Source organism: Streptomyces sp. NPDC005648 (genome assembly GCF_040605395.1).
Lineage (GTDB): Bacteria > Actinomycetota > Actinomycetes > Streptomycetales > Streptomycetaceae > Streptomyces.
Genome location: NZ_JBEXCS010000024.1, coordinates 52400 through 74762 on the forward strand (window position 1 = coordinate 52400; position 22363 = coordinate 74762).

The 22363-nt window shown below is 73.6% G+C and carries 17 protein-coding genes; 7 read left to right on the forward strand and 10 right to left on the reverse strand.

Annotated features, from left to right (window positions below; all coding sequences use genetic code 11):
- The first annotated feature begins 67 nt into the window (after window positions 1–67).
- Window positions 68–1876 (forward strand): serine/threonine-protein kinase, encoded by a 1809-nt coding sequence (locus ABZT17_RS16655; RefSeq protein ID WP_356349196.1) that lies wholly within the window; start codon window positions 68–70, stop codon window positions 1874–1876.
- Window positions 1873–2544, forward strand: a complete 672-nt coding sequence (locus ABZT17_RS16660) for a hypothetical protein (protein ID WP_356349198.1) — start codon at window positions 1873–1875, stop codon at window positions 2542–2544. Before ABZT17_RS16655 ends, ABZT17_RS16660 begins: the two co-directional genes overlap by 4 nt.
- Here the strand turns inward: ABZT17_RS16660 and ABZT17_RS16665 are convergent.
- Window positions 2529–5930, reverse strand: a complete 3402-nt coding sequence (locus ABZT17_RS16665) for a BTAD domain-containing putative transcriptional regulator (protein ID WP_356349200.1) — start codon at window positions 5928–5930, stop codon at window positions 2529–2531. The genes ABZT17_RS16660 and ABZT17_RS16665 overlap by 16 nt on opposite strands.
- Before the next feature lie 107 nt (window positions 5931–6037).
- Window positions 6038–6775 carry an SDR family oxidoreductase gene (locus ABZT17_RS16670; protein WP_356349202.1) on the reverse strand — a complete coding sequence of 246 codons (738 nt, stop codon included), beginning with the start codon at window positions 6773–6775 and terminating at the stop codon, window positions 6038–6040.
- 93 nt (window positions 6776–6868) lie between these two features.
- Here ABZT17_RS16670 and ABZT17_RS16675 point away from each other — a divergent pair, with 93 nt between their 5' ends.
- The gene (locus ABZT17_RS16675) at window positions 6869–7750 is read left to right on the forward strand and encodes a LysR family transcriptional regulator (protein WP_356349204.1); all 882 of its coding nucleotides are present in this window, start codon (window positions 6869–6871) and stop codon (window positions 7748–7750) included.
- A gap of 164 nt (window positions 7751–7914) precedes the next feature.
- On the opposite strand, the gene ABZT17_RS16680 is transcribed toward ABZT17_RS16675, so the two are convergent.
- From ABZT17_RS16680 to ABZT17_RS16690, 3 genes are all read right to left on the reverse strand, one after another.
- Window positions 7915–8577, reverse strand: a complete 663-nt coding sequence (locus ABZT17_RS16680) for a GAF and ANTAR domain-containing protein (RefSeq protein ID WP_356349285.1) — start codon at window positions 8575–8577, stop codon at window positions 7915–7917.
- Window positions 8578–8766: 189 nt separating this feature from the next.
- A complete protein-coding gene (locus tag ABZT17_RS16685; protein WP_356349206.1) occupies window positions 8767–8970 on the reverse strand; it encodes a cold-shock protein in 204 nt (67 codons plus the stop codon).
- Between the two features lie 239 nt (window positions 8971–9209).
- Entirely contained in the window at window positions 9210–9530 is a 321-nt protein-coding gene (locus ABZT17_RS16690) for a MerR family transcriptional regulator (protein WP_356349209.1), read from the reverse strand.
- 224 nt (window positions 9531–9754) lie between these two features.
- On the opposite strand from ABZT17_RS16690, the gene ABZT17_RS16695 reads away from it, so the two are divergent.
- The 3 genes from ABZT17_RS16695 to ABZT17_RS16705 all read left to right on the forward strand — a co-directional run bounded on the left by ABZT17_RS16695 (window position 9755) and on the right by ABZT17_RS16705 (window position 15270).
- Window positions 9755–11098: a nucleotide disphospho-sugar-binding domain-containing protein gene (locus ABZT17_RS16695; protein WP_356349211.1), complete on the forward strand. Its 1344-nt coding sequence runs from the start codon at window positions 9755–9757 to the stop codon at window positions 11096–11098.
- Window positions 11099–11372: 274 nt separating this feature from the next.
- Window positions 11373–12209: an alpha/beta hydrolase gene (locus tag ABZT17_RS16700; protein ID WP_356349213.1), complete on the forward strand. Its 837-nt coding sequence runs from the start codon at window positions 11373–11375 to the stop codon at window positions 12207–12209.
- 55 nt (window positions 12210–12264) lie between these two features.
- On the forward strand, window positions 12265–15270 hold the full coding sequence (locus tag ABZT17_RS16705) for a BTAD domain-containing putative transcriptional regulator (protein WP_356349215.1): 3006 nt from the start codon (window positions 12265–12267) through the stop codon (window positions 15268–15270).
- A 17-nt stretch (window positions 15271–15287) separates the two neighbouring features.
- Here ABZT17_RS16705 and ABZT17_RS16710 read toward each other — a convergent pair whose 3' ends face one another.
- Entirely contained in the window at window positions 15288–16028 is a 741-nt protein-coding gene (locus tag ABZT17_RS16710) for a DUF4232 domain-containing protein (protein WP_356349217.1), read from the reverse strand.
- 186 nt (window positions 16029–16214) lie between these two features.
- On the opposite strand from ABZT17_RS16710, the gene ABZT17_RS16715 reads away from it, so the two are divergent.
- Complete coding sequence (locus tag ABZT17_RS16715) at window positions 16215–17570, forward strand: helix-turn-helix domain-containing protein (protein WP_356349219.1); 1356 nt, start codon at window positions 16215–16217, stop codon at window positions 17568–17570.
- A 36-nt stretch (window positions 17571–17606) separates the two neighbouring features.
- Here ABZT17_RS16715 and ABZT17_RS16720 read toward each other — a convergent pair whose 3' ends face one another.
- From ABZT17_RS16720 to ABZT17_RS16735, 4 genes are all read right to left on the reverse strand, one after another.
- A complete protein-coding gene (locus ABZT17_RS16720) occupies window positions 17607–18302 on the reverse strand; it encodes a hypothetical protein (protein WP_356349221.1) in 696 nt (231 codons plus the stop codon).
- The gene (locus tag ABZT17_RS16725) at window positions 18292–18810 is read right to left on the reverse strand and encodes a SigE family RNA polymerase sigma factor (protein WP_356349223.1); all 519 of its coding nucleotides are present in this window, start codon (window positions 18808–18810) and stop codon (window positions 18292–18294) included. Before ABZT17_RS16725 ends, ABZT17_RS16720 begins: the two co-directional genes overlap by 11 nt.
- 120 nt (window positions 18811–18930) lie before the next feature.
- Window positions 18931–20622, reverse strand: coding sequence for a hypothetical protein (locus tag ABZT17_RS16730; RefSeq protein WP_356349225.1), 1692 nt, complete (start codon window positions 20620–20622; stop codon window positions 18931–18933).
- 152 nt (window positions 20623–20774) lie between these two features.
- Complete coding sequence (locus ABZT17_RS16735) at window positions 20775–22115, reverse strand: jacalin-like lectin (RefSeq protein ID WP_356349227.1); 1341 nt, start codon at window positions 22113–22115, stop codon at window positions 20775–20777.
- Window positions 22116–22363: the final 248 nt, after the last annotated feature.

Consider the following 22363-nt stretch of genomic DNA (forward strand, 5'->3'; position numbering starts at 1 on the left):
CACCTGTCGGACACATCACGCGAAACCATCGGGGGCGGCCCGGGGGACGGGCCGGGGGGCGAGCGACATGAGCGAAGCGAAAGGCGCCGGGGGCCAGTGGGCGGTCTCCGGCTACACCCGGGTCAAGGAGCTGGGTTCCGGGGCCAGTGGCCGGGTGGTCCTGGCCACGCACGACGCGACCGGCACCCATGTGGCGGTCAAGTACCTGGCCGAGCAGCTCCTGGACGACCCCGCCTTCCGCGAGGTCTTCCGCGCCGAGGCCCGGCTGCTGGGTGAGCTCCACTCCCCCCATGTCGTCGAGCTGTACGAGTACGTCGAGAGCCCGCGCGGCGCCGCCATCGTCATGGAGCTCGTGGACGGCGTACCCCTGCGCAAGCTGCTCCGGGAGCACGGCGCCACGACCCCCGAGGCCGCGCTCGTCGTCCTCAAGGGCTCGCTGCTGGGCCTCGCGGCCGCGCACACGGCGGGTGTCGTGCACCGCGACTACAAGCCGGACAACGTGCTGGTCGCCGCCGACGGCTCCTCCAAGCTGGTGGACTTCGGCATCGCCGTGCCGAGCGGGGTGGCCGCCAACGCCTCCGGCACCCCGACCTATATGGCGCCCGAGCAGTGGACCGGCGGGGCGGCCGGACCGGCGACCGATGTGTACGCGGCGACCGCGACCTTCTTCGAGTGCCTGACCGGCACGAAGCCCTACCCCGGTCAGACGCTGGCCGAGCTGGCGGTCCAGCACATCGAGGCGCCGATCCCGGCCGAGCTGGCGCCCGAGCCGGTGCGCCCGCTGATCCGCAGGGGCCTGGCCAAGACGCCCGAGGAGCGGCCGGAGAACGCGGCGGTGTTCGTCGAGGAGCTCGAAGCCGTCGCCACGGCCGCCTACGGCGAGGAGTGGGAAGAGCGCGGCCGGCGCGAACTGGCCGCGCTCGCCGCCCTGTTCCTCCTCCTCTTCCCGCTCGCCGACGGTACGGCCTCGGGCACCACGGCGCTGGCCACGACCACCCTCGGCCCGGGCACCCGCCGGTTCCCGGGCCGGCGCGGGAAGATGCTGGCCGGGGTGGCGGCGGGCGTGGTGCTGGTGGTCGGCGGGGTCGCGGTGACGGCGGTCGCCACGGGCGCGGTCGGCGGTCACCGCCGGACGAACGCCGCCGGGTCCGGTCCGGCCTCGGACGGGTCCACGGACGGAACGGGTTCCGGCGGGCCGGCCGACTCCCCCGAGGGGAGCCCCTCCGCGTCGGACGTCTCCGCGTCGCCCTCGGGCTCCGGGTTCCCGTCCGTGTCGGCCTCCGCCGACGAGAGCGCCTCGCCCACCGGAGCCGGACCTTCGGGCGGTTCCTCGGGCGGCACGGGCGGCACGGGCGGCGGATCGTCCGGCGGCGGAGGCACGACCACCACGGGCGGCGGGACGAGCACCTCCGGCGGCGGCACGGGGACCACCGGCGGCAGCACCTCCGGCGGCGGTACGACCACCGGCGGCTCCTCCTCCGGCGGCGGCGGCACGACCACGGGCGGCGGCACCTCCACCCCCGCGCCCACCCTCGACGTGAAGTCCGTGCAGATCAACGCGGTCGGCGCGACCTCGGCCGTCTGCAGCATCGTGGCCTCCGTCAGCGTGACGACCGACGGCGCCGCCGACGGGACGCTCTACCTCAAGTGGTTCGTCAGCGACTCGGCCGGCGCGATGGGGACCGTCGTGGCCACCGACACGGTCGCGCTGCCCCAGGGGAAGACGCAGATCTCCAACCGCTACCCGCACTCCTTCGCCGTCCCGACCCGCTACGACTACCTCGGCGTCCAGGTCACCACCGACCCGGCCGCCGACTCCGGCAACGGTTCCTTCCAGTCCACCGCCGCACCCGTCGACTGCGACCCGCCGCGATGAGCACCCCGCCCGAGGACCCCCGACTGCGGTTCGCCCGCACCCGCCACCCGGCGGCCCGCCCCGGCGATCCCGATCCCGCCGCCACGCTCCCGCCGGCCGATCCGGCCGCGACCCTTCACCTCCCGCCCGCGGAGACGGGCGAGGGCGAGACCCGTTTCGGGCCCGGGGTGCCGGCCGCGACGGGCAGGGCCGACGACCGCGCGACCGGTATCTGGACGGGCACGCTCACCCCGGACCGGCCCTCCGGGGCAGGCCCCCGGAGCCGCAGGCCGTGGTGGCGGCGTGAGCTGCCGTCGCTGCTGGTGGTGGCCGCCGTCGTCGTGGCCGTGCTGGTGGGCCTGCGCTCCTGCGCGGGCTCCGATCCCCTGCGTGTGCTGGACGCCAGGGTCAGCGCGCCCACGGTCGGCCGGTGCGCGAAGACGGTCGTCGTCACCGGCGTTCTGAGGACCGACGGCAATCCCGGCACCGTCGACTACCGGTGGAAGCGCAGCGACGGCACGGAGTCGGCCGTCCTCCACCAGGAGGTCGGCAGGAACGTCAGGAGTTCCGAGGTCGTGCTGCGCTGGAGCTTCGACGGCCGCGGCACGATGAAGGCCACCGCCACCCTCGAAGTACTGTCACCGGACCCGATGACCGCCTCGGCCGGCTTCACCTACACCTGCTCCTGACCCCCACGGACTCCCGGCCCGCTCAGGTCGGCCACTGCCGCCCCACACTCCCGGGCGATCGCCCGGCCCCGGCTCAGCAGGGCGGTGGCCTCCTCACGGGGCGCGTGTGCGGCGAGGGCGTGCAGCGCGCGGGCGTACTCCAGGCGTGCCGGGCCGTGGGCGAGGAGGGTGACCGCCTCGCGCAGTTCGGGCTCCCCGTCCGGCCCGCGCAGCTCTCCGGTGATCCGCAGCAGCCGTCCCAGCGTGCTGGGCGCCCCCCAGCCCTGGGCGACCTTCAGCTGCTCCTCGGCCAGGGTCAGCGCCTCGGTCACCCGCCCGGCGCCCGTGAGCGCCCGCACCCGCAGCAGCGACCACGGCCACCACGCCGGGTTGGCGACGGCGGGCTGGAGGTGCCGTACCTCGTCGAGGGCGGCGAGCGCCTCCTCGTGGCGGCCCTCCGCGGTCAGCACCCGGGCCTCGCTCTCGCCGAGCAGCCGCCGGCCCTCCGCGCCCCGGATCCAGCCGCGCATCCGCTCCAGGCAGGCACGCGCACCAGCGGTGTCGCCCAGGTCCAGCAGGACGGCGGTCAGGAAGGTGCGGCCCTGCGGGGCGCCCGGTGCCAGGCCCCAGATCTCCGACTGGCCGACCGCCGTCTCCAGTGAGCGGCGGGCCGCGTCCAGGGCCCCGTGGTTCCACTGGGTGAAGCCGCGCCACAGGTGGGTGGCGAGGACGGAGAACAGCGAGCCGCGTTCCACCGCGCGGGCCACCGCGGCGTCCCAGAGCTCGCCCACCTCCTCGTCGGCGAGGTGCAGCACGATGCCGGCGGTGTACCAGAGCATCTCCTCCCCGGTCGCCTGGAGCACCCCGTCGGCGACGGCGAAGCGGGCCAGCTCCACGGCCCGGATCCGGTCGCTGCCGTCCGACGCCGACTCCCGGGCGAGGTTGGCGGCGAGCATCCGGGCACCGGGGCCCTCGCCCTCGACGACCGGGTCCGCCACGGTCCGCCACAGCTTCGGGTCCAGTCCGTGCATGAAGCCGCTGATGCGTTCGAGGGCCAGCAGCCCCTGCCGCTCGTCGCTCAGCTCGGCGGGCAGGTCCGCCGCCGCCCGGCGGGCGAACTCGGTCGCCTGGCCGTGGCCGCCGGCGAAGACCAGGATCCGGGCGAGCAGCAGGGCGGCCGCGGCCCTGCGGCCGGGGTCGGTGAGCGTGTCGTACGCCTGGCGCAGGTGTTCCGCGGCGGCCGGGCCGTTGCCCAGCGTCTCGGCCCGCCCGAGGCCGAGCAGCACCTCGGGGCGGAGCCCGGGAGCGGGCGGTTCGGCGAGCGCGCGGGTGAGGTAGGTGACGGCGGCGTCGGGGGCGCCCCGGCCCGCGGCCTCCCGGGCGGCCAGACAGAGGACGTCGACCACTCCCGCGTCGCCCCGGTGCGGGGCGAGCAGCAGCTGGGCCGCCGTCCGCTCGGGCGGCGCACCGGCGGCCGACAGCGCGCTCGCCGCCCGCTCATGGCACAACTGCCGCTCCCCGGGAGGCAGTTCGCGGTAGACGGCGTCCCCGACGAGGGGGTGGACAAAGGCGTACGGGTGGCCCTCGCGCAGGATCTCGGCCCGTACGAGCGGCACGATCGCCGCTGCCGCCTCCGGCTCCGGCCGCGCCATGAGCGCCGCCACCTCGGCGAGCGTCGCCGCCCCGTCCCCCAGCACGGCCACCGCCCGCGCGGCGGCCCGCGCCCCCTCCGGCAGCCGGGCGAGACGGCCCAGTACCAGCCCGGACACCGCCCGCGCCCCGGTCTCCACGACCTCCCCGCGATGCGCGGCGTCGGGCCGGGTCCCGCGCGCATGCAGCGCCCGCAGCAACTGCCGCAGCAGCAGCGGGTTTCCGGCCGTGGCGCGATGGCAGGCCGCGGTGAAGTCCTCGTGCGGCTCCTCGCCGAGCGTCCGCCGTACGAGGCCGGCGACCCCGGCCTCGGTCAGCGGAGTGGGCCTGATCCGCACCACCGAGGGGTCCGTCGTCAGCGTCCCGGGCAGTTCCTCGCCCTCCCCGGGCTCCCCCGTCCGCAGCGTGGCGGCGATGAGCACCGGCAGCCCCTCCAGCCGGCCCGCGAGATACGCCAGGAACCGCACCGAGCCGCCGTCGCACCACTGCAGGTCGTCCACGGCCAGCACCAGCGGTCCCGCGTCCCGCACCAGCTTCCGGGTCAGCTCGTACAGGCCGTTCAGTACCGCGAAACTCTGCGGCTGGGGTCCGCGCACGGCCCCGAAGACCGCCCCCGCCGCGACGGCGGGCCCCCCGAGGAGCGACTCCTCGCCGTCACCCACCACCCGCTCGAACAACTGGCGTACGGCGCCGTAGCCGTAGTCCTTCTCCCGCTGGCTGCCTCTCGCGGTCAGGGTCAGGATCCCCTGGCCGGCCGCCGCCTCGCAGACCTCGCCGAGCAGACGGCTCTTGCCGATGCCGGCCGGGCCCTCGACGAGGACGACACGGGGGCTGCCGTCCAGGGCCGAGCGCAGGGTGTCGCGCAGCTCGGCCAGTTGGGGGTCGCGGTCCACGAGGGGGTCGGTCCGGGGGGCGCGGGACGGCGGTGGTCCCGACGGGTGTCCTTCGCGGGCGGCGTCCTCGTCCGGCAGCCGGCGGGCAGGGGCGTCGAGGCCGGGCGACTGGGCGAGGATTCCCGCCTCCAGGTCGCGCAGCGCGCTCCCCGTGGCGGTACCGGAGTCGGTTCCGGGACCGGCGGTCGACAGCCGGCGCCGCGCGCGGCGCAGTGCGTCGAGGGCATCGGCCTGGCGGTGCGCGCGGTAGAGGGCGAGGGCGAGGAGACGCCAGCGTTCCTCACGCAGCGGGTCCTGGGAGACCAGGGCCTCCAGCTCCGGTACGAGGACGGCGTCCTCGCCCCGGTCGAGGCGGGCGGTGAGCAGCCGTTCGCGGGCCAGTTCGCGCAGTTCGGCGAGGCGGGTGGACTCCTGGTGCGCCCAGGGCTCGTCGGCGTACTCCGCGTAGGCCGGGCCCCGCCACAGGGCGAGCCCGGACTCCAGGACGGACACGGCCCCGGACGGCCTGCCCTCGTCCAGGTGCGCGGCGGCGGACCGCAGCGCCTCCTCGAACCGCCAGGCGTCCACCGCGTCGCCGGGCAGCCGCAGCGCGTACCCCGCCCGCTCGCTGACGATGACGCCCCCGCGCGCCCTCGCCGCCCGCTCCGGCTCCAGACAGCGCCGCAGATGGGAGACATGGGCCTGCAGCGAGGCGGCGGCGCGCCGGGGCGGTCTGCCACCCCAGACGCCTTCGACCAGCCGGTCCCGGGTGACCACCGCCCCCCGGGCGACGACCAGCAGGGCGAGCACGGCGCGCTGCCGTGGGCCGCCCAGCTCCAGGGGGCGGTCCCCGAACGAGGCCCCGACCTCACCGAGTACGGTCAAGCGCAGTTCGTGCAGCGACACACAGCGCATCAAACCAGAACATCGATGCGACATCGCCGTACTCGCGACTCACCGGCAGCCTCCGGACGCGGTGTCACCGCGGGACGTCACCAGGGCACGACGCCCGCGTCCTCGAAGAACGCGCCGCTGGGGCCGCCGTCGGGCAGTGTGGCGAGGCGTATCGGGGTGGCTGCGCCCTGCTCGGGCGTACGGGGGCCGTGGAAGCCGTTGAAGTCGGTCGCGACCAGGCCCGGGCAGGCGGCGTTGATCAGGATGCCCGTGTCGGCGAGCTGCCTGGCGTACTGCACGGTGACGGCGTTGAGGTACGACTTCGACGGTGCGTACGCCGCCATGACGGGACCGACCTGCACGGCCGGGTCCGCCTGCCGGGTCACGGAGCCGACGGAGCTGGAGACGTTGACGATGCGCGGTGACGGCGAGCGGCGCAGCAGCGGCAACATCGCGTTGGTGACCCGGACGACTCCGAAGACGTTGGTCTCCAGGACCGCGCGGACCAGGTCGAGGTCGAGCGTGGTCGGGTCCTGCACCCAGCCGGGGCCCGTCTCCCCCGAGACACCGGCGTTGTTGACCAGGGCGTCCAGGCGGCCGGCCTCCCGTTCGACCAGTTCCGCCGCTACGGTCACACTCCGGTCGGAGGTCACGTCCAGCGGCACGCCGAACGCGTCCGTCCCGGCGGCGCGCAGTTTCTCCACCGCGCTCTCCCTCCGGGCCTCGTCACGGGCTCCCACGCCCACGCGGTATCCGAGGGCGCCCAGCCCGGCCGCGATCTCGTATCCGATCCCCTTGTTCGCGCCGGTCACCAGCGCGATCCTCGTTTCGCTCATGCCGTCGATGCTCGCTCTCGGACACCCGGCGCATCCAACACCGATACGGTGCTCTGTCATACCCGGCGGGTATCACCCGGGTACGGTGGGCCGATGGACACCCTGGAGACCCGTGAACTGCGGTACTTCCTGGCCGTCGCCGAGGAACTGCACTTCGGCCGCGCCGCCGAGCGTCTCGGTATGGCCCAGCCGCCGCTGTCCCGGGCGATCCAGCAGCTGGAGCGACGCCTCGGCGTCCTGCTGCTGCGGCGCAACCGGCGGGGTGTCTCCCTGACCGGCGCCGGAGAGGTGCTGCTGCACGAGGGCCGGGCGGCGCTGGACGCGGCCACCGCCGCGGCGCGCCGCACCCGTCGCGCCGGTGGTGCCGACGCCGCCGGCGGGCCGGACGGCCCCGGTGGCCCGCGCAATCGCCTCGTACTGGCGGTGAAGGCCGCGGCGGCCCATGAACTGCTGCAGAAACTCCTCGACGCCTACGCGGCCGAGCCGGACGCCGCCGAGATCGAGGTGCTGCCGGGCGGGATGTGCGAGCAGGAGGAGATGCTGCGCGACGGGCGCGCCGACGTGGCGCTCATGCACGCGCCGTTCGACTCCCTCGCCGGTTTCGACAGCGAGGAGCTGATGTCCGAGGGACAGATCGCCGTCCTGCCCGCCGGACACCCCCTCGCCGCGCGCCGGGCTCTCTCCCTGGCCGAGGTCGGCGACATCCCCGGCCTCCCGCTCGCCCGCTGGCCCCGCCACGGCGTCTACGCGCCCGGTCCCGGTCCGGAGGTCCACGACCAGATCCAGCTGGCCCAGCTGATCGCCCTCGGACGCACCGCGACCGTCCTGCCCGAGTCCGCCCGATCCTGGCTGTGGGCCGACCACGCCACCGTCCCCGTGCTCGACGCGCCCCCCGTCGTCACCCACATCGCCTGGCCGGCCCACAGCCGCTCCCTCCCCCTCGCCGCCCTGATCCGCACGGCCGTCCACCTGTGACCCTGGGCAAACGCCGGCAGGACGTGCCGGTAGGACTCGACAGGTGTGAGGGGGGCCAGAGAGGGGACCTGGTGCGCAGGCCGGGTTTCAGTGGCGTTCCCATGGGGCTGGCTTGGCTCAGGCTTCTCTGGTTCAGCAGGGAGCCGGGGAAGCCGCCGGTCAGGTCACGTGAGGTTGCCTTCCTCGCACACACGGCGGGCGACCTCACGGAGCTTGATGTTGTTGGCCTGGGAGTAGCGGCGCAGCACGTTGAACGCCTCCTCCTCGGTGAGGTGGTGCGTGCCCATGAGGATGCCCATGGCCTCGCCGATGATGTGGCGGGTGGCGACGGCCTGTTCCATCTGGGCGTGCGTGCGGGCGCTGGAGAAGGCGACGGCCGCGTGCGAGGCCAGCAGCCAGCCGGCCAGCTCGCTGTTCTCGGTGAACGCGCCGGGCTTGCGGGAGTAGAGGTTGAGCGCGCCCAGGTCCTCGTCGTCGGTGAACAGCAGGAAGCCCATCATGCTGCCCACTCCGAGCGCGTGCGCCTGCGGGGCGTAGGCCGGCCAGCGCCGGTGTTCGACGGTGAGGTCGGCGATACGGAAGACCCGGTCGCCCTCTGAGCTGCGGGCCGCGTCGAAACACGGCCCCTCACCCAGCCGCACCTGCAGCTGGTCACTCTCACTGACCAGCTCATGGGTCGGAGCGAGGGTCTCCACCGCCGAGTCGTGCAGTACGAGGATGCCGGCCGCGTCACAGCCGTCGACCAGCTCGGTCGCCGAACGGGTGATCCGCTCGAGGGTGGCGGTCACCGAGTCCTGCGCCAGCAGATCCCGCGCCAGGGACGCCATCTGCTGCGCGAACCGTCCCCAGTCCGCTTCGCCCGCCACTACGTCCGCCACATCGCCCTCCACTTCCCGCGCGGCCCGAGAACACCTCATACCCAGCTTTCCACGCGAGCTGCGCGACGGCCGGAGGGCGGACACACGGACAGGGGCCCGCACCGAGGTGCGGGCCCCTGTTTCGCCGTATGCGGCAGGTCAGGCGGGGACGATGTTCTCCGCCTGCGGGCCCTTCTGGCCCTGCGTGACGTCGAAGGTCACCTTCTGGCCTTCCTGCAGCTCGCGGAAGCCCTGGGTGGCGATGTTCGAGTAGTGGGCGAAGACGTCGGGACCGCCGCCCTCCTGCTCGATGAAGCCGAAGCCCTTTTCCGAGTTGAACCACTTCACAGTGCCGGTGGCCATGTGTTTCTCCTGTTAGGCAGTGCTGGAAACCCGCACCTCGCGGGCTCCCTCATCGCTGCGATGATCACCCGCCCGGAAAAACCGGTGAGAATGGCAACCACAACTGCAACTGAGATCGAGCCTAGCACGGAGCAAATCGCCGGGCAGAAAAGAAGAGAAGGCGACGCGGAAAACAGTCGGCGCGTCGCGGGAATTCTTTTGGAACCCGGTTGAATTTCTACTCCGGCGCCATCAGATTTTCATCCGTCGCGACGCAGCTCCTCGTTGACCCGCAGCGCGTCGGCCAGCTGGTTCTCCAGGCCGATGATCCGACAGGCCGCCTCGATCGGAGTGCCCTGGTCGACCATGTCACGGGCCCGGACGGCCAGGCGCAGCTGGTGGCGCGAGTAGCGGCGGTGCCCGCCCTCGGAACGCATCGGCGTGATCAGTCCCGCCTCGCCGAGAGCCCGGAGGAACGCCGGAGTGGCACCGATCACCTCCGCGGCGCGCCCCATGGTGTACGCGGGGTGGTGGTCGTCGTCGAGCCGGTCGGCGGGGTGCGACCGGTCTTCCGAGGGCATGTGTACCTTCCCGCGGACCGCCAACGTCACGGCCCGCAACAGGGAGCTTGTTCCCCGAGCAGAACTCTAGTCGCCCGCCCGGAAATCCTGCTGCGGCGGACGCAGAATCTCCGTGAGCGCGGATGACGTCCGGCAGCCGGCACCCGACGCGGGCGGGACGCACTTCTTCTGCACATCCGGTTCCTACGCTCGCGTGCCGACGTCCACCGAGCCCAGGAGCCCCCATGACACTCGTCATCGCCACCGCGACCCCCTTCCACGGCCATGTGCAGCCCGTCCTCACCGTGGCCTCCGATCTCGTCCGCCGCGGCCACGAGGTGGTGGTGCTGACGGGCAGCCGGTTCGCCGAGGACGTACGGGCCGCCGGTGCCCAGCATGTGTCGCTGCCGCCGGACGCGGACTTCGACGACCGGCGGCTCGAGCTGTACTTCCCCGAGCGCGCCGCCCTCCCGGTGGGCCCGCGCCAGTTGGACTACGACCTCAAGCACGTCTTCGGCGACCCCACCGCCGCCCAGTACCGGGCGCTGCGGGGGCTGCTCGCCCGCCGTTTCCCGGCGTCCGTGGTGATCGGCGATCCGCTGTTCCTGGGCGCCACCGCGCTCGCGCTGTCCGCCCCGCCCGGCCGCCGACCGGTCACCGTCAGCCTGGGCATCACCATGCCGACCCTGCTCAGTGAGGACGCGCCGCCCATCGGGCTGGGGATGCCCCCGCTGGTCGGCGAGGGCGCGAAGAAGCGGCACCGGGAGATGAACGACCAGGTCAGGGACGTCTTCGCGGATGCCCAGCGGCATGTCGAGGACAACTTCGGGGAGAGCGGCACCGAGCTGCCCGGCTTTCTGCTGGACTGTCTGGTGACCGTGCCGGACCACTACCTCCAGCTGACCGTGCCCGGGTTCGAGTATCCGCGCGGTGATCTGCCGCCGTCGTTCCGGTTCGTCGGCCCGCTGCCCGCCGCGCCCGGCCGCTCGCGGGCGCTGCCGGAGTGGTGGGCCGAGGTGACGGACTCGGACCGGCCGGTCGTCGTGGTGACCCAGGGCTCCTTCGACAACCGTGACCTCGGGCGCCTGGTGCGGCCCGCTCTCGACGCGCTGGCCGGCGAGGACGTCCTCGTCGTCGCCGCGACGGGCCGGGCGGACGGCCCCGACGAGCTCCGGGCGACCGGCCCGGTGCCCGCGAACGCCCGCATCGGCGGCTACGTCCCCTTCGACGCCCTGCTCCCGCACGCCTCGGTGCTGGTCACCAACGGTGGCTACGGCGGTGTCCACCAGGCCCTCGGGCACGGTGTCCCCCTCGTCGTGGGCGGCGACGGCGAGGACAAGCCAGAGGTGGCGGCCCGGGTGGAGTGGAGCGGCACCGGGGTCGACCTGAGGACCGGGAACCCCTCGCCCAGGGCCGTACGGAGCGCCGTGCGCAGAGTGCTGACCGAGCCGGGTTTCCGGAGGCGGGCGGCGGACCTGCGGGAGGAGTTCCGGCGCCATGACGCGCTGGAGGCGATCGCCGAGGTGGTCGAGACGGCCGGGGCATCCGGGGCGGCGGGGGCTTCTACGGCTCTTGGAGGGTCCGAGTAGCGGAGGCGGCGGAGCCGTCTCCGTGCCACGCCCGAAATGTCCGGCCCCGTGAGCGGTCCCCCGCCGCTGCCTAGCATGAGGACGCGGTCGGCGAGGGCGGAGGGATGTGATGACACCGGTGCCGTCACGGTTCACGGTTCTCGGGGACGCACGGGGGCGGCACGCTCCCCGGCGCCCACAAGCGAGGCACACTTCGTCCACTGCGCCCTGCCTACGCTCCCGCCACCTTCGAACGGCCGCACGAGCGGCCGTTCCTGAGCGAGGAGCGTGCGCAGTGACGTACAGCGTGATCAACGGAAACCGGCTGTTCCACACCGACGAGGGCCCCACGGGCGACCGGGCGGGCGAGACCCTGCTGCTGGTGCACGGCGCGACCTGCGACTCGCACGACTGGTCGGCGCAGGTGGGCGCGTTCTCGGCACGGCACCGGGTGATCGTGCCCGATCTGCGCGGTCACGGCCGGTCGTCCGGGCTGACGGGCGGGCAGCGGCCGCGGGACTTCGCGGCGGACCTGGTGGAGCTGGTCGACGAGCTCGGCGCGGGGCCGGTGGTCGTCGTGGGGCACTCGCTGGGTGGTCTCGTGGCCTCCGTCCTCGCGGTCGAACACCCTTCCCTGGTACGGGCCGTGGTCACCGTCGACCCCTCCTACGGCTTCGAGGCGGAGTTCGCGCCGCAGCTCGCCGCCGCCTTCCGCGTCCCCGACCCGGTCGCCACGGCCGCCGCGGTCCTCGGCGGACTGGAGAACACGGCCGCGGCCGGACCCGAGGCGGATGCCCTGCGCGTCTGGCACCGCAGGCGGATCCTCGGGATGGATCCGATGACCGTACGGGACGTCTTCCACGGTCTGTTCGACGAGACGGCCGTGGCTCTGACGGTGCGACCGGGCGCCGAGACGTATCTGTCGCGCCGCGCGTGTCCGGTGCTCTCCCTGAACGCGTCCGGCTCCCTCAAGACCAAGGGGATCGACGGGGCCTGGGAGGAGTCCCTGAGTACACACCCGTACAGCGCGTCGGTGGTGCTCGACGGGGTCGGTCACTGGCTGTTCCAGGAGCGGCCGGCCGAGTTCAACGCGCTGGTACTGGGCTGGATCGAGGGCCTCCCGGCCGCCTGAACGGCGGCGGGAGGGCACGGGGGACACGTCGGGGGCGGTGTCGGGGGATGAGCGGGTGAGTACGGCGGTGGCGATGCGGTTCGCGGTGCTGGGACCGGTGCGGGTGTGGCGCGACGGCGCCGAGGTGCCGCTCGGCGCGGCCCAACAGCGGCTGCTGCTGGGCCTGTTGATGGCACACGCGGGGCGGCCGGTGGCGATGGAGGAGCTGCAGCTCGCGCTGTGGGGCGAGACGCCCCCGGGCTCACCGTCCAACGCGGTGTACCGGCACATCGGCGTGCTGCGGCGGCTGCTGGAACCGGAGTTGCCGGTGCGGGCGACCGGACGGTGGCTGGTCCGGGACGCGGGCGGCTACCGGCTGAACGCCGCACCGGGGACCCTGGACGTGCTGGGGTTCCGGGAGTTGGTGCGCCGGGCCCGGGAGGCCGGGGACGCGGAGACCGCCGTACCCCTCTATCTGGAGGCGCTCAACCTGCGCACCGGGCCGGTCGCCACCGGGGTGCCCGTCGAGGCACGCTCGCATCCTCCGTTCGTCGCGCTGGAGCGCGAGCACCTCTCGGCGGTCAGAGAAGCGGCCGACGCGGCACTGGACGGGGGTGCGGGGCCGGGTGGTGCGGGTGCGCTCGGGCGGTTGCTCGCCGTGCTGCACCGGGCGGCGGCCGAACATCCTTTGGACGAGCCGCTCCAGGCCCGGCTGGTGCGTGCCCTCGCGGCCTCCGGGCAGCGGGCGGCGGCCCTCGACACCTGGCAGCGGGTACGGCGGACACTCACCACCGAACTCGGCGTGGAGCCCGGCGCCGAACTACGGGCCGTACAGGGCGAAGTACTGCGCGAGGACGAACCGGAACAGCCCACGAGGCCCACGCGGTCCGCAGCGACTCCCCCGGCATCCACAGCACCCACGCTCGTCCCCGCCCGCGCCGCCCGTCTCTCCCTCGTTCCGGACGCACCGGACCGGCCCACCGCCCCCGCACCGGCCCCCTTCGTGCGTCCCACCCAACTCCCCTCCGAACTGGGCGCCTTCGCGGGGCGCCGTACCGAACTGGCGCAGCTGATGGGGCTGTCCGCCGAGGAGGCGCCGGGCACGCGGATCGCCGTGATCAGCGGTATGGGCGGCATCGGCAAGACCACCCTCGCCGTGCGCTGGGCGTACCGCATCGCGCACCGCTTCCCGGACGGGCAGCTGTACGTCAACCTGCGCGGCTTCGACCCCGGCGGCGCGGTGACGGACCCGGGCGAGGCGCTGCGCGGGTTCCTGGAGGCGCTCGGCGTGCCGCCGCAGCGGATGCCGGCCGGGACGGACGCCCAGACCGGCCTCTATCGGAGCCTGCTCGCCCGGCGCCGTGTGCTGATCCTGCTGGACAACGCGCGGGACGCCGAACAGGTGCGTCCGCTGCTGCCGGGCAGCCCGGGTTGCCTGATCGTCGTCACCAGCCGGGACCGTCTGTTCGGGCTGGTCACCGTGGAGGGCGCGCGCCCCCTCGCCCTGGACCGGCTGCCGTCCGCCGAGGCCCGCGAGTCCCTCGTACGGCGGCTCGGCGCCGACCGGGTGCTCGCCGAGCCGGACGCCGTCGCGGAGATCGTCGCCCGGTGCGCGGGCCTGCCGCTGGCGCTGGCGGTGGTCGCCACCCGGGCGGCCACCCATCCGGCCTTCCCGCTGGCCGCGATCGCCGCCGAGCTGCGGGAGGCGCGGGGCAGCCTGGACGCCTTCGCGGACCCCGACCCGGCCGGTGACGTACGGGCCGTCCTGTCGTGTTCGTACCATGCGCTGAGCCCGGGTGCGGCGCGGCTGCTGCGGCTGCTGTCGCTCCACCCCGGACCGGATGTCACGGTGCCGGCCGCGGCGGCCGTGGCGGGCGGGGCGCCGGAGGAGATCCGGCCGCTGCTGGGCGAGTTGACGCGGGCCCACCTGCTCACGGAGCACATGCCCGGCCGGTACACCTGCCACGACCTGCTGCGGACGTACGCGATGGAGCGCGCGGCCGTGGACGACGGACCGGCCGAGCGGGCGGCGGCCCTGCGCCGTCTCCTCGACCACTACCTGCACACCGCGCACACCGCCGGACGCCTCTACTCCCCGTGGTGGACGGCCAGTTCACTGCCTGACGCGGCGGCCGGGGCCCGCCCCGAGACCTTCGCCGACGACGGACAGGCGCTGCGCTGGTACACAGCCGAGCGCAGAGTGCTGCACGCGCTCGCCGCCCCGGCGGCGGACGGGGGGTACGACGGTCATCTGTGGCGGCTGGCCTGGTCGTTGGAGAGGTTCATGGACCGGCAGGGACACTGGCACGAGTCGGCCGCGCTGCAACGCGCCGGTCTCGACGCCGCCGTACGCGACGAAGACCGCTCCGCCCAGGCGCATCTGCTGCGCGGCCTGGCCCGCGCCTCGGCCCGTCTAGAACGGTACGACGACGCCCGCGGCCACATCCGGCGCTCGCTCGCCCTGTTCACCGAGCTGAACGACCCTCTCGGCCTCGCCCACGCCCACCGCAGCCACGGCTGGCTGCTGGACCGGCTCGGCGAGCACGACGGGGCGCTGGACGCGGCGGGCCGGGCCCTCGACCTGTACCGGGCCGTCGGCGACCGGGTCGCGGCGACCAGCGCACTGCACGCGCTCGGCTGGACCCATGTGCTGCGGGGCGACCCCCGTCGCGCCACCGCCCATTTCGAGGAGGCCCTGACCGGCCTGGTCGGCCTCGAAGGCACCCGCTACGGCGAGGCCGGCACCTGGGACAGCCTCGGCATCGCCCGCCATCGGCTGGGCGAGCACGAGCGGGCCGTGGCCTGCTTCCAGTGCGCGCTGCGGCTCTACCGCGAGGTCGGGGACACCTTCGGCGAGGCCGGCACCCTGCGCCACCTCGGCGACACCTACCTCGCCACCGGCGACCCCGGCGCCGCCCGCACCGTATGGGAGCGCGCCCTCCAGCTGCTGGCCCCGGCCGATCCCACCGCCGCGGAGGAACTGCGCACCAGGCTTCTCGCCCTGGGCGACGAGGTGTCCGCGCCGAGGATCGCCGCGGTCCCCGAGCAGAAGGGACAGGGCTCCGCCGGTTCGGCCTCGTAGAACTCGCGGAACAGGTCTCACCAGTTGAGCGCGGCGTCCAGCGTCTGCTGCCAGTAGGTGACCTCGAGCGAGTCGTCGACGTGGACGCCCTTGGCGGGCAGCGCGGGGTGGGCGCCCGCGCCGACGCTTCCGCTGCCGGAGCGGCCGAAGAAGTAGACCGCCAGGGACTTCGAGGTGTAGCCCCCCTTGCCGCTGCCGTCGGTGGCGGACAGGCTGACCGACGCGTAGCCGGACTCGCCCGGGTCGAGCGTGACGACCGCCTGCGGCTGCGAGTCCTCGATGACCGGGGGCACGGACTGCTCCTGGCCGAAGTTGACGGCCGGGTAGTAGTAGAGGAAGCAGGGCTTGCTGCCGGTGTTGGTGACGGTGAGCAGCATGTGGTTCACCGGACGGGTCAGCGGGGCCGCGACCGTCCTGGTGTCGGAACCCTCGCAGGTGACCGGCTTGTCGGACGAGGTGGTCCGCGCGGGCGCCTTCGCCGTGCCGGGGCTCTTCGCCGCGGGGGTCGTCACGGCGGGGGCGGAGGTGCGGGTGGCCGGACCGGTCTTCGGCGTCGCGGAGTCGGAGCCGGAGTCGGCGGCGGAGGCGGACGGCGAAGGGGCGGGTGAGGAGGACTTCGCGGTCGGTGTGGTGACCGCCGCGACGCCTTCGCCGTGGACGCCCGTGCCGTTGCCGCACGCCGTCAGGGAGAGCGCGGCGAGTACGACGGTGGTGGCGGCGCCGACGAGACGGGTGCGGGAGGCGCGGAGCTTCGACATGTGACTGATCCCCTTCGGAGTTCGGGTGGGGTGGTGATTGGATGACCGAAGCTTGTGCGGCGGTCTGTCCCAACCACCAGGCGGAGCCGGGAGTTGGGGACGCGGGAACGCCGAAATGGGCTTTGACCAGGGGGAACACCGGGGCCCTGGAACGCGGGACTGGAACACGACGGGATGGGGAGACGGGTGCCAGGGGCAACAGGGGCCGACGGGACGGAGGCGTTCGCGCGGCTGCTGCGGGAGCTCAAGGACCGCTCGGGGCTGAGTTACGGAACGCTCGCCAAGCGGCTGCACATGAGCACCTCGACACTGCACCGCTACTGCAACGGCACGGCGGTGCCCGTCGAGTACGCCCCCGTGGAGCGCCTCGCGAGGGTCTGCCGGGCGACACCGGACGAACTGGTGGAGCTCCACCGGCGCTGGATCCTGGCGGACGCGGCTCGGGGCAGCAGAGCCGAACCCGTCACGGCCGCACCGCTCACGCCCGCACCTGTCACGCCCACACCTGTCACGGCCGACGCGATCACGCCCGAAGCGGTCACGGTGAACCCCGGCCCGCCGGTGTCACCCGACCGGAGAGCGGGGGCGGGAGGGGACGAGAGCGACGAGCCCGTCGTCGTCGACGTGCCGCGTGCGGCCCCGCCGACGGGGCGCCGGCGCCGTACCGTGCTGATCGCCGCCGTCGCGTCGGCCGCCGTGCTGGGAGGCGTCGCGCTCGCCGTGCCGTTCGACGGGAAGAACCACTCGGGCGACCGGGCCGGCGGCGGTACCGCCCCGGTCACCGCCACGACGGACAGCGCGCGGCCGTCCCTCTCGCCCTCCCCGAGCCGGACGGGACAGAAGCCGTCCGCGCCGGCCTCCGCGAGCGCCACAGCGTCCCGGGACAGCGGGAAGAACGACGGTGAGCAGGGCGGGGGCCAGGACACCGACGGCGGCGCCACCACCGTCGTACCGCTGACCGTCGGCACCCGGCCCTATGTCTACGACCAGCCGTGCAGCCAGCACTTCCTCGTCGACAGCGAGCCCGCGCAGGTCGGGCCGCCCGCGAGCGAGCAGGACGCGCCGCGCTGGGCCGCCGCGTACGGGGCGGTGTCCTCGGGCGGGCAGGAGGTCGCCCTCACCGTCCAGGGCACCGGCTCGGAGACCGTCGTGCTGGAGGCGCTGCATGTGCGCGTCCTCAGCAGGGACACGCCGCTCGCCTGGAACGACTACGCGATGGGCGTCGGCTGCGGCGGCGGTGTGGAGACCAAGTCGTTCGACATCGATCTCGACAGGGGCAGCCCCACGGCCGCCGTCCAGGGCGGCCAGCGCGACTTCCCGTACAAGGTCAGCGAGTCGGACCCGGAGGTCTTCTACGTCACGGCCCACACCAAGGACAACGACATCCGCTGGGACCTCTCCCTGGACTGGTCCAGCGGCAGCCGGCACGGCACGGTCCACATCGACAACTCCGGCACGCCGTTCCGCACCAGCGCCGATGTGAACCGTCCGGGCTACGACTACCCCCTCGGCGGCAGCGAGTGGATCAAGCGGGGGAGCTGACCGGGGACCCTACGGTCATACGGCCATGACGGTCCGTCAGCCCGCGGCGGTCGTCACCGAGATCTTCTCGCCCACGGCGATGTCCGAGTAGAAGCGCCGGGCGTCCTCGGGAGCGAGCGCGACCAGGCCCACCCCGACCTTGTACCGGTCGAGGTTCTCGAGTGCGGACGTGAGCGAGCCGACGTACAGCGGGCGGCCCTTCCCGTCGCGCAGTTCGACCGTGTACGGCAGACGCACCGTGGCGGCCCCCTTGGAGAGCTCGTCCACGGGCAGCTCCCGGTCGGCCTGTTTCGCGACCACCGTCATCAGTTCCGTGGTCCCGGGCAGGGCCGCGGATGTGGAGTCGAACTCCAGCACGACGGGCAGCGTCCGGCCGCCGATCGTGAGGGCGCGCCTCGGCAGGTCGAGCGTGCCGGAGACGGGCACCGCGGACGCCACGGACGGCGGGGTGGAGCCGGAGGCCTGGGCGGAGTGGGAGGCCGGGGCGGAGTGGGAGGCCGGGGCGGCGGCGACGCTGTGCCGCTCGGGGTGGTCCGGGGACCCGCCGGGACGCTGGGTGAGCGCGAGTCCCAGCAGGGCGAGGGCCGTCGCGCCCGTGCCGAGGAACACGGCCGTACGCCGTACGCGTCCTCGGCGGATCGCCCGGGCGCGTGTCGCCGGGCCGCCGACGACCGGCGGGATCTCGTGATCGGTGGCCAACTCGCGTAGGGCGGCGGAGAGTTCATCGGACACGGCCGCTCTCCTTCCCGAGGACCGGCTCGTCGGCCTCGTCCTCCGCGAGACGCTCCGCCAACGCCGCCCGCCCGCGCGACAGCCGCGCCTTGACCGTCCCCACGGGCGCGCCGGTCTCGGAGGCTACCTGCTCCACGCTCAGGTCGCACAGATGGTGCAGCACGATCGCCATCCGCTGAGCGGGCGGCAGTTCACGTAACGCGGCCACCAGCGCGGTGTGTTCGGGCCCCGGTCCCGGTGTGGAGTCCGGCGGCGGAGTGCGCCGCACCAGCTCCAGCCAGCGTCTGGCCCGTCGCCACCGGCTCACCGCCAGCCGCATGGCGACCGTACGGATCCATGCCTCGGGAGCGCTGTCCGCCAGGAACCTCTCCCGCCGGTCCCAGGCCCGTACGAACGCCTCCTGTACGACGTCCTGGGCCTCGCCGTGGTCTCCCGTGAAGGCGTAGAGCTGTCCGGTCAGCCGGGGGAACGCCATGGCGTAGAACGCGTCGAACTCGTCCTCGGTCATGCCCCCGTCGGCATCACTGCACTCACCCTGCAACCCAACCGCCTCCGCCGTACGTACGGATCCCTTCCGGGAAGACGGCGCACAGGGGCCCCGGGCTCCACTCCCGGGGGAGCGGGTGGCTCAGCTCACGCCGACCTTCAGGGAGGCGCTGTGCGCGGCGGCGAAATCGGCGGTCGCCTCGGTCAGCAGCCGGTAGGAGAAGGTGCCCCTGGTCTTCTCGGTCACGGTGAAGGCGACCTGGCCCGTGCCGGACTGGGTCCTGGTGGCGAGGGTCGTCCAGGCGCCGCCCCGGTAGACCTGCAGCTTCACCTTGGCGCCGGTCTCCTTCGAGGAGACGGTGCCGGAGAACCGCACCGTGGCACCGCGCGCGACCTTGGTGGCGGACGCCTTCAGCGTCACCTTCGGCGAGACCGACACCTTGACGGCGGCCGAGACGGGCCCGGTCCCGGCGGCGGCGACCAGACGCAGGCTCTCGTTGCGGGCGGGCGTGGTGGCCAGGGCGACGAGGCCGTTGCCGTCGGTGGTGCCGGTGGCGACGGTCTTCCAGCCGGTGCTGCCGGCCGGCCGGGCCTGGAGCGAGACCGCGCGCGCCGGCAGCGGGTTGTCCGTGCCGGTGGTGAGCAGGCCGTGCACCGTCGCCTTCTGGCCGAGCACCACGGTGCCCGGCGCGGTCGCGGTCAGCTTGTCGGCGGTCACGACCGCGGTCACGGACGAGGTGCCGACCGCTCCCGTGCTGTCGGTGACCGTCACGGTGACGGTGTGGGTGCCGACCTGCCAGGCGGAGGTGTCGAGGCCGTCGCCCCACTTGGTGCTCGCGTAGTGGCCCTCGGCGCGCAGCTGGAGCGGGGAGAACGGGGTGTCGCCGTCGGCGTAGGACCGCACGGTGGTGCCGTCGACCGCGACCTCCTCCTTGGTCAGCCACACCTCGTAGTACCTGGGGTCGTTCGACATCAGGTTCCAGCCGTACGGCACGGCGGCCGTCCACTCGATGTCCATCGAGTCGGCGCCGCCGTGCGCGAGCTTCGGCGTGACCGTGGTGGCGTTCACGGTCGGGCCGGGGGTGGCCGTGACTCCCAGCCAGGCGGGGGCCGAGCGGTAGCCGTCCTTGTCGACGGCGACGGCCTCGACGAGCGGGTGCCCCGCCATGGTCGAGTAGGTGCTGGTGTACGTGTAGGGAGCGGTGTCGTCGGTGGCGCGGGGTTTGTTGCTCTTGGTGAACAGGGCCGTCTCGTAGAAGTCGACGTGGTCGATCTCCGGACCGCCGGTCGCCGCCAGGGCGCTCACGGTGTAGGTGGTGGCGCCCCACACGAGCGCGTGTGCCTGCGGGGAGGTGAACACCGCGGAGGGGTTGGCGACGGTGAGGGCGAGCGTCCCGCCGACGCTCTGGTCCGTGGCGCCCGAGGCGCTGTCGTCCGGGGTCTCGGTGAGCGTGACGGCGAGGGTGCCGGGGCCGTCCGGCAGGTTCCGGGTGTCCAGCCTGAAGTACGCGGTGCCGGCCGAACCGACCGTCACCGTGCTGTAGTTGTCCGTCCCGTCGCGCCTGGTGTACGCCGCCCTGCCCGTGCCGGCCTCGAAGTGGAAGCCCGCGTCGGCGACCGCCGTGAAGCGGACGAGGACATCACCCCGGTACGCCCCCGAGGCGTCCTGCGTCTCCGCGGCACCGGTGACCGAGTCCGCCTGTTCGACGACGCTCACCGCACCGACCACGCCGGTGCCGGAGGGGCCGTCGTCGGCCAGGGCGAGCCCGGCCGCCGGCAGGGAGAGGAGGAGGGCCGCGCCCAGGGCGGTGGCGGCACGAAGGGAAGACCGCACGGTGGCGACTCCATGGAGGAGGGAGCGGTTTTCGGCCACTCCGGATCACTGAGGAGCACACCGTACATACGTTCCCCGCGGGCCCGGACGCCGGGGTGGGCGCCACGAGGACCCGGCGCGGGACGGCCGGGTCCTCGTGGCGGTATGACGGGTCAGCGCTGGGTGTAGATGAAGCCGACCTTGTCGACCTCGTCGCCGGAGCGGCCGTGGAAGCCGGCGAGCTGCCAGCCGGCGGGGGCGGTGCGGGTGACGCAGTCGGAGGTGGTGGTGCCACCGGCCAGGGTGCGGCCGAGGTTGGTGGTGAACTTGGCGTAGAAGATCCGCGTGTGGTCGTTGTACGAGCCCTCGCAGAGCTGGGTGCTGGTCACGTACTCGCCGCTGCCCAGGGTGAGGGAGGAGGCGGTGCCGCCGGTGCCGCCGTGGGCGAGCGTGGTGCCGTTCGCCAGGGTGACGCTCATCTGGTCGACGCGGGAGCCGGTGCGCAGGGCGATGGTGGTGGCGCGGGCGCCTGCCGGGACGCTGTCGATGTCGTCGTAGTAGTCGCCGTGCGGTCCGCCGAACTGGTCGCTGAGCTGGAAGGCGGAGTTGCGGGACCAGGAGAAGCCGACGGTGATCGGGTCGTGGTCGGAGAGCATCAGGCCGTCGTCGGTGAGGAACTTGGCGTGCTCGTTGTTGTACGAGGTGGCGTTGAGCGAGACGAGCTTGCTGGAGCGGTACAGGACCTTGTCGACGACCTCGCAGGTGTTGGGGACGGTCGCCCCGGTCTGGTCGCAGACCAGCGCGTCGCTGCCCTTGGCCGGCGCGCTGCCGCCGCGGATCAGCTGGACCCAGGCGTCGGTGAGCCCGTTGGCCGCGCCGAACTCGGCGATGGTGTCGGCGGCGCGGGTGTAGCGGGTGTTGGTGTCACCCATGACCACGACGGCGTTGCCGGCGGAGTGGCTCTGGATGAAGGCGGTGAGCTGGTTCAGGTTGTCGGCGCGGGAGGCCTCGTCGCCGTCGTTGGTGCCGGCGTTGGTGTGCAGGTTGTAGAAGTCGACGTACACCCCCTCGGCCAGGCGCTCGCGCATGAAGGTGAAGCCCTTGGGGGTCAGGCAGTCGCCCGAGTCGATCTGGCAGGAGTTCCAGTGCACCCGCTCGAAGTCGTCGGCGTCGTAGGGGATCTTCGACAGGGTGTTCAGTCCGCTGCCGATGCCCGCGCCGCCGCTGGTGGGCGTGCGGTAGGCGTGGGTGGTGTCGCCGGCGTAGAGGTAGGCGTGGTAGTTGAAGTCCTCCTCGACATGGACGATGTCGTACGGCGCTATCCGCTGGCCGATCGTCGTGGTGCTGGTGTCGCGCGGTGTCGAGGCGCTGGACAGGCTCTCGGGCAGCCCGGCCACGTTGTAGCTGAGGACGCTGAACGTGCCCGAGTCGGCGGCCGCGGCGGAGGGCGCGGTCGCGACGAGCCCGCCCAGTGTCGCGGCGGCCGCCGCGAGGTAGGTGAGGAGTCTGCGCATGAGGGTGTGCCTCCTGGGGAGGGAAAGCGGTTTCGGGGCAGAACTGGACTGAAGTTACCGCCGGTTACCGCGCATGTCGTGTCCTTGGGCCGAACTTTGTGACGAGGAAGGGGATACAGCCGACGAACAGGCGAACGGCACGTGTGCGCACGCGAGTTGGCCCTCCGTGCGTCTCCGGCCCCGACAGCCCCCGTCACAAGGGCACTTCATCGCGGAGTAAAGGGTTCGGCATCGTCCGTTCAACGGCC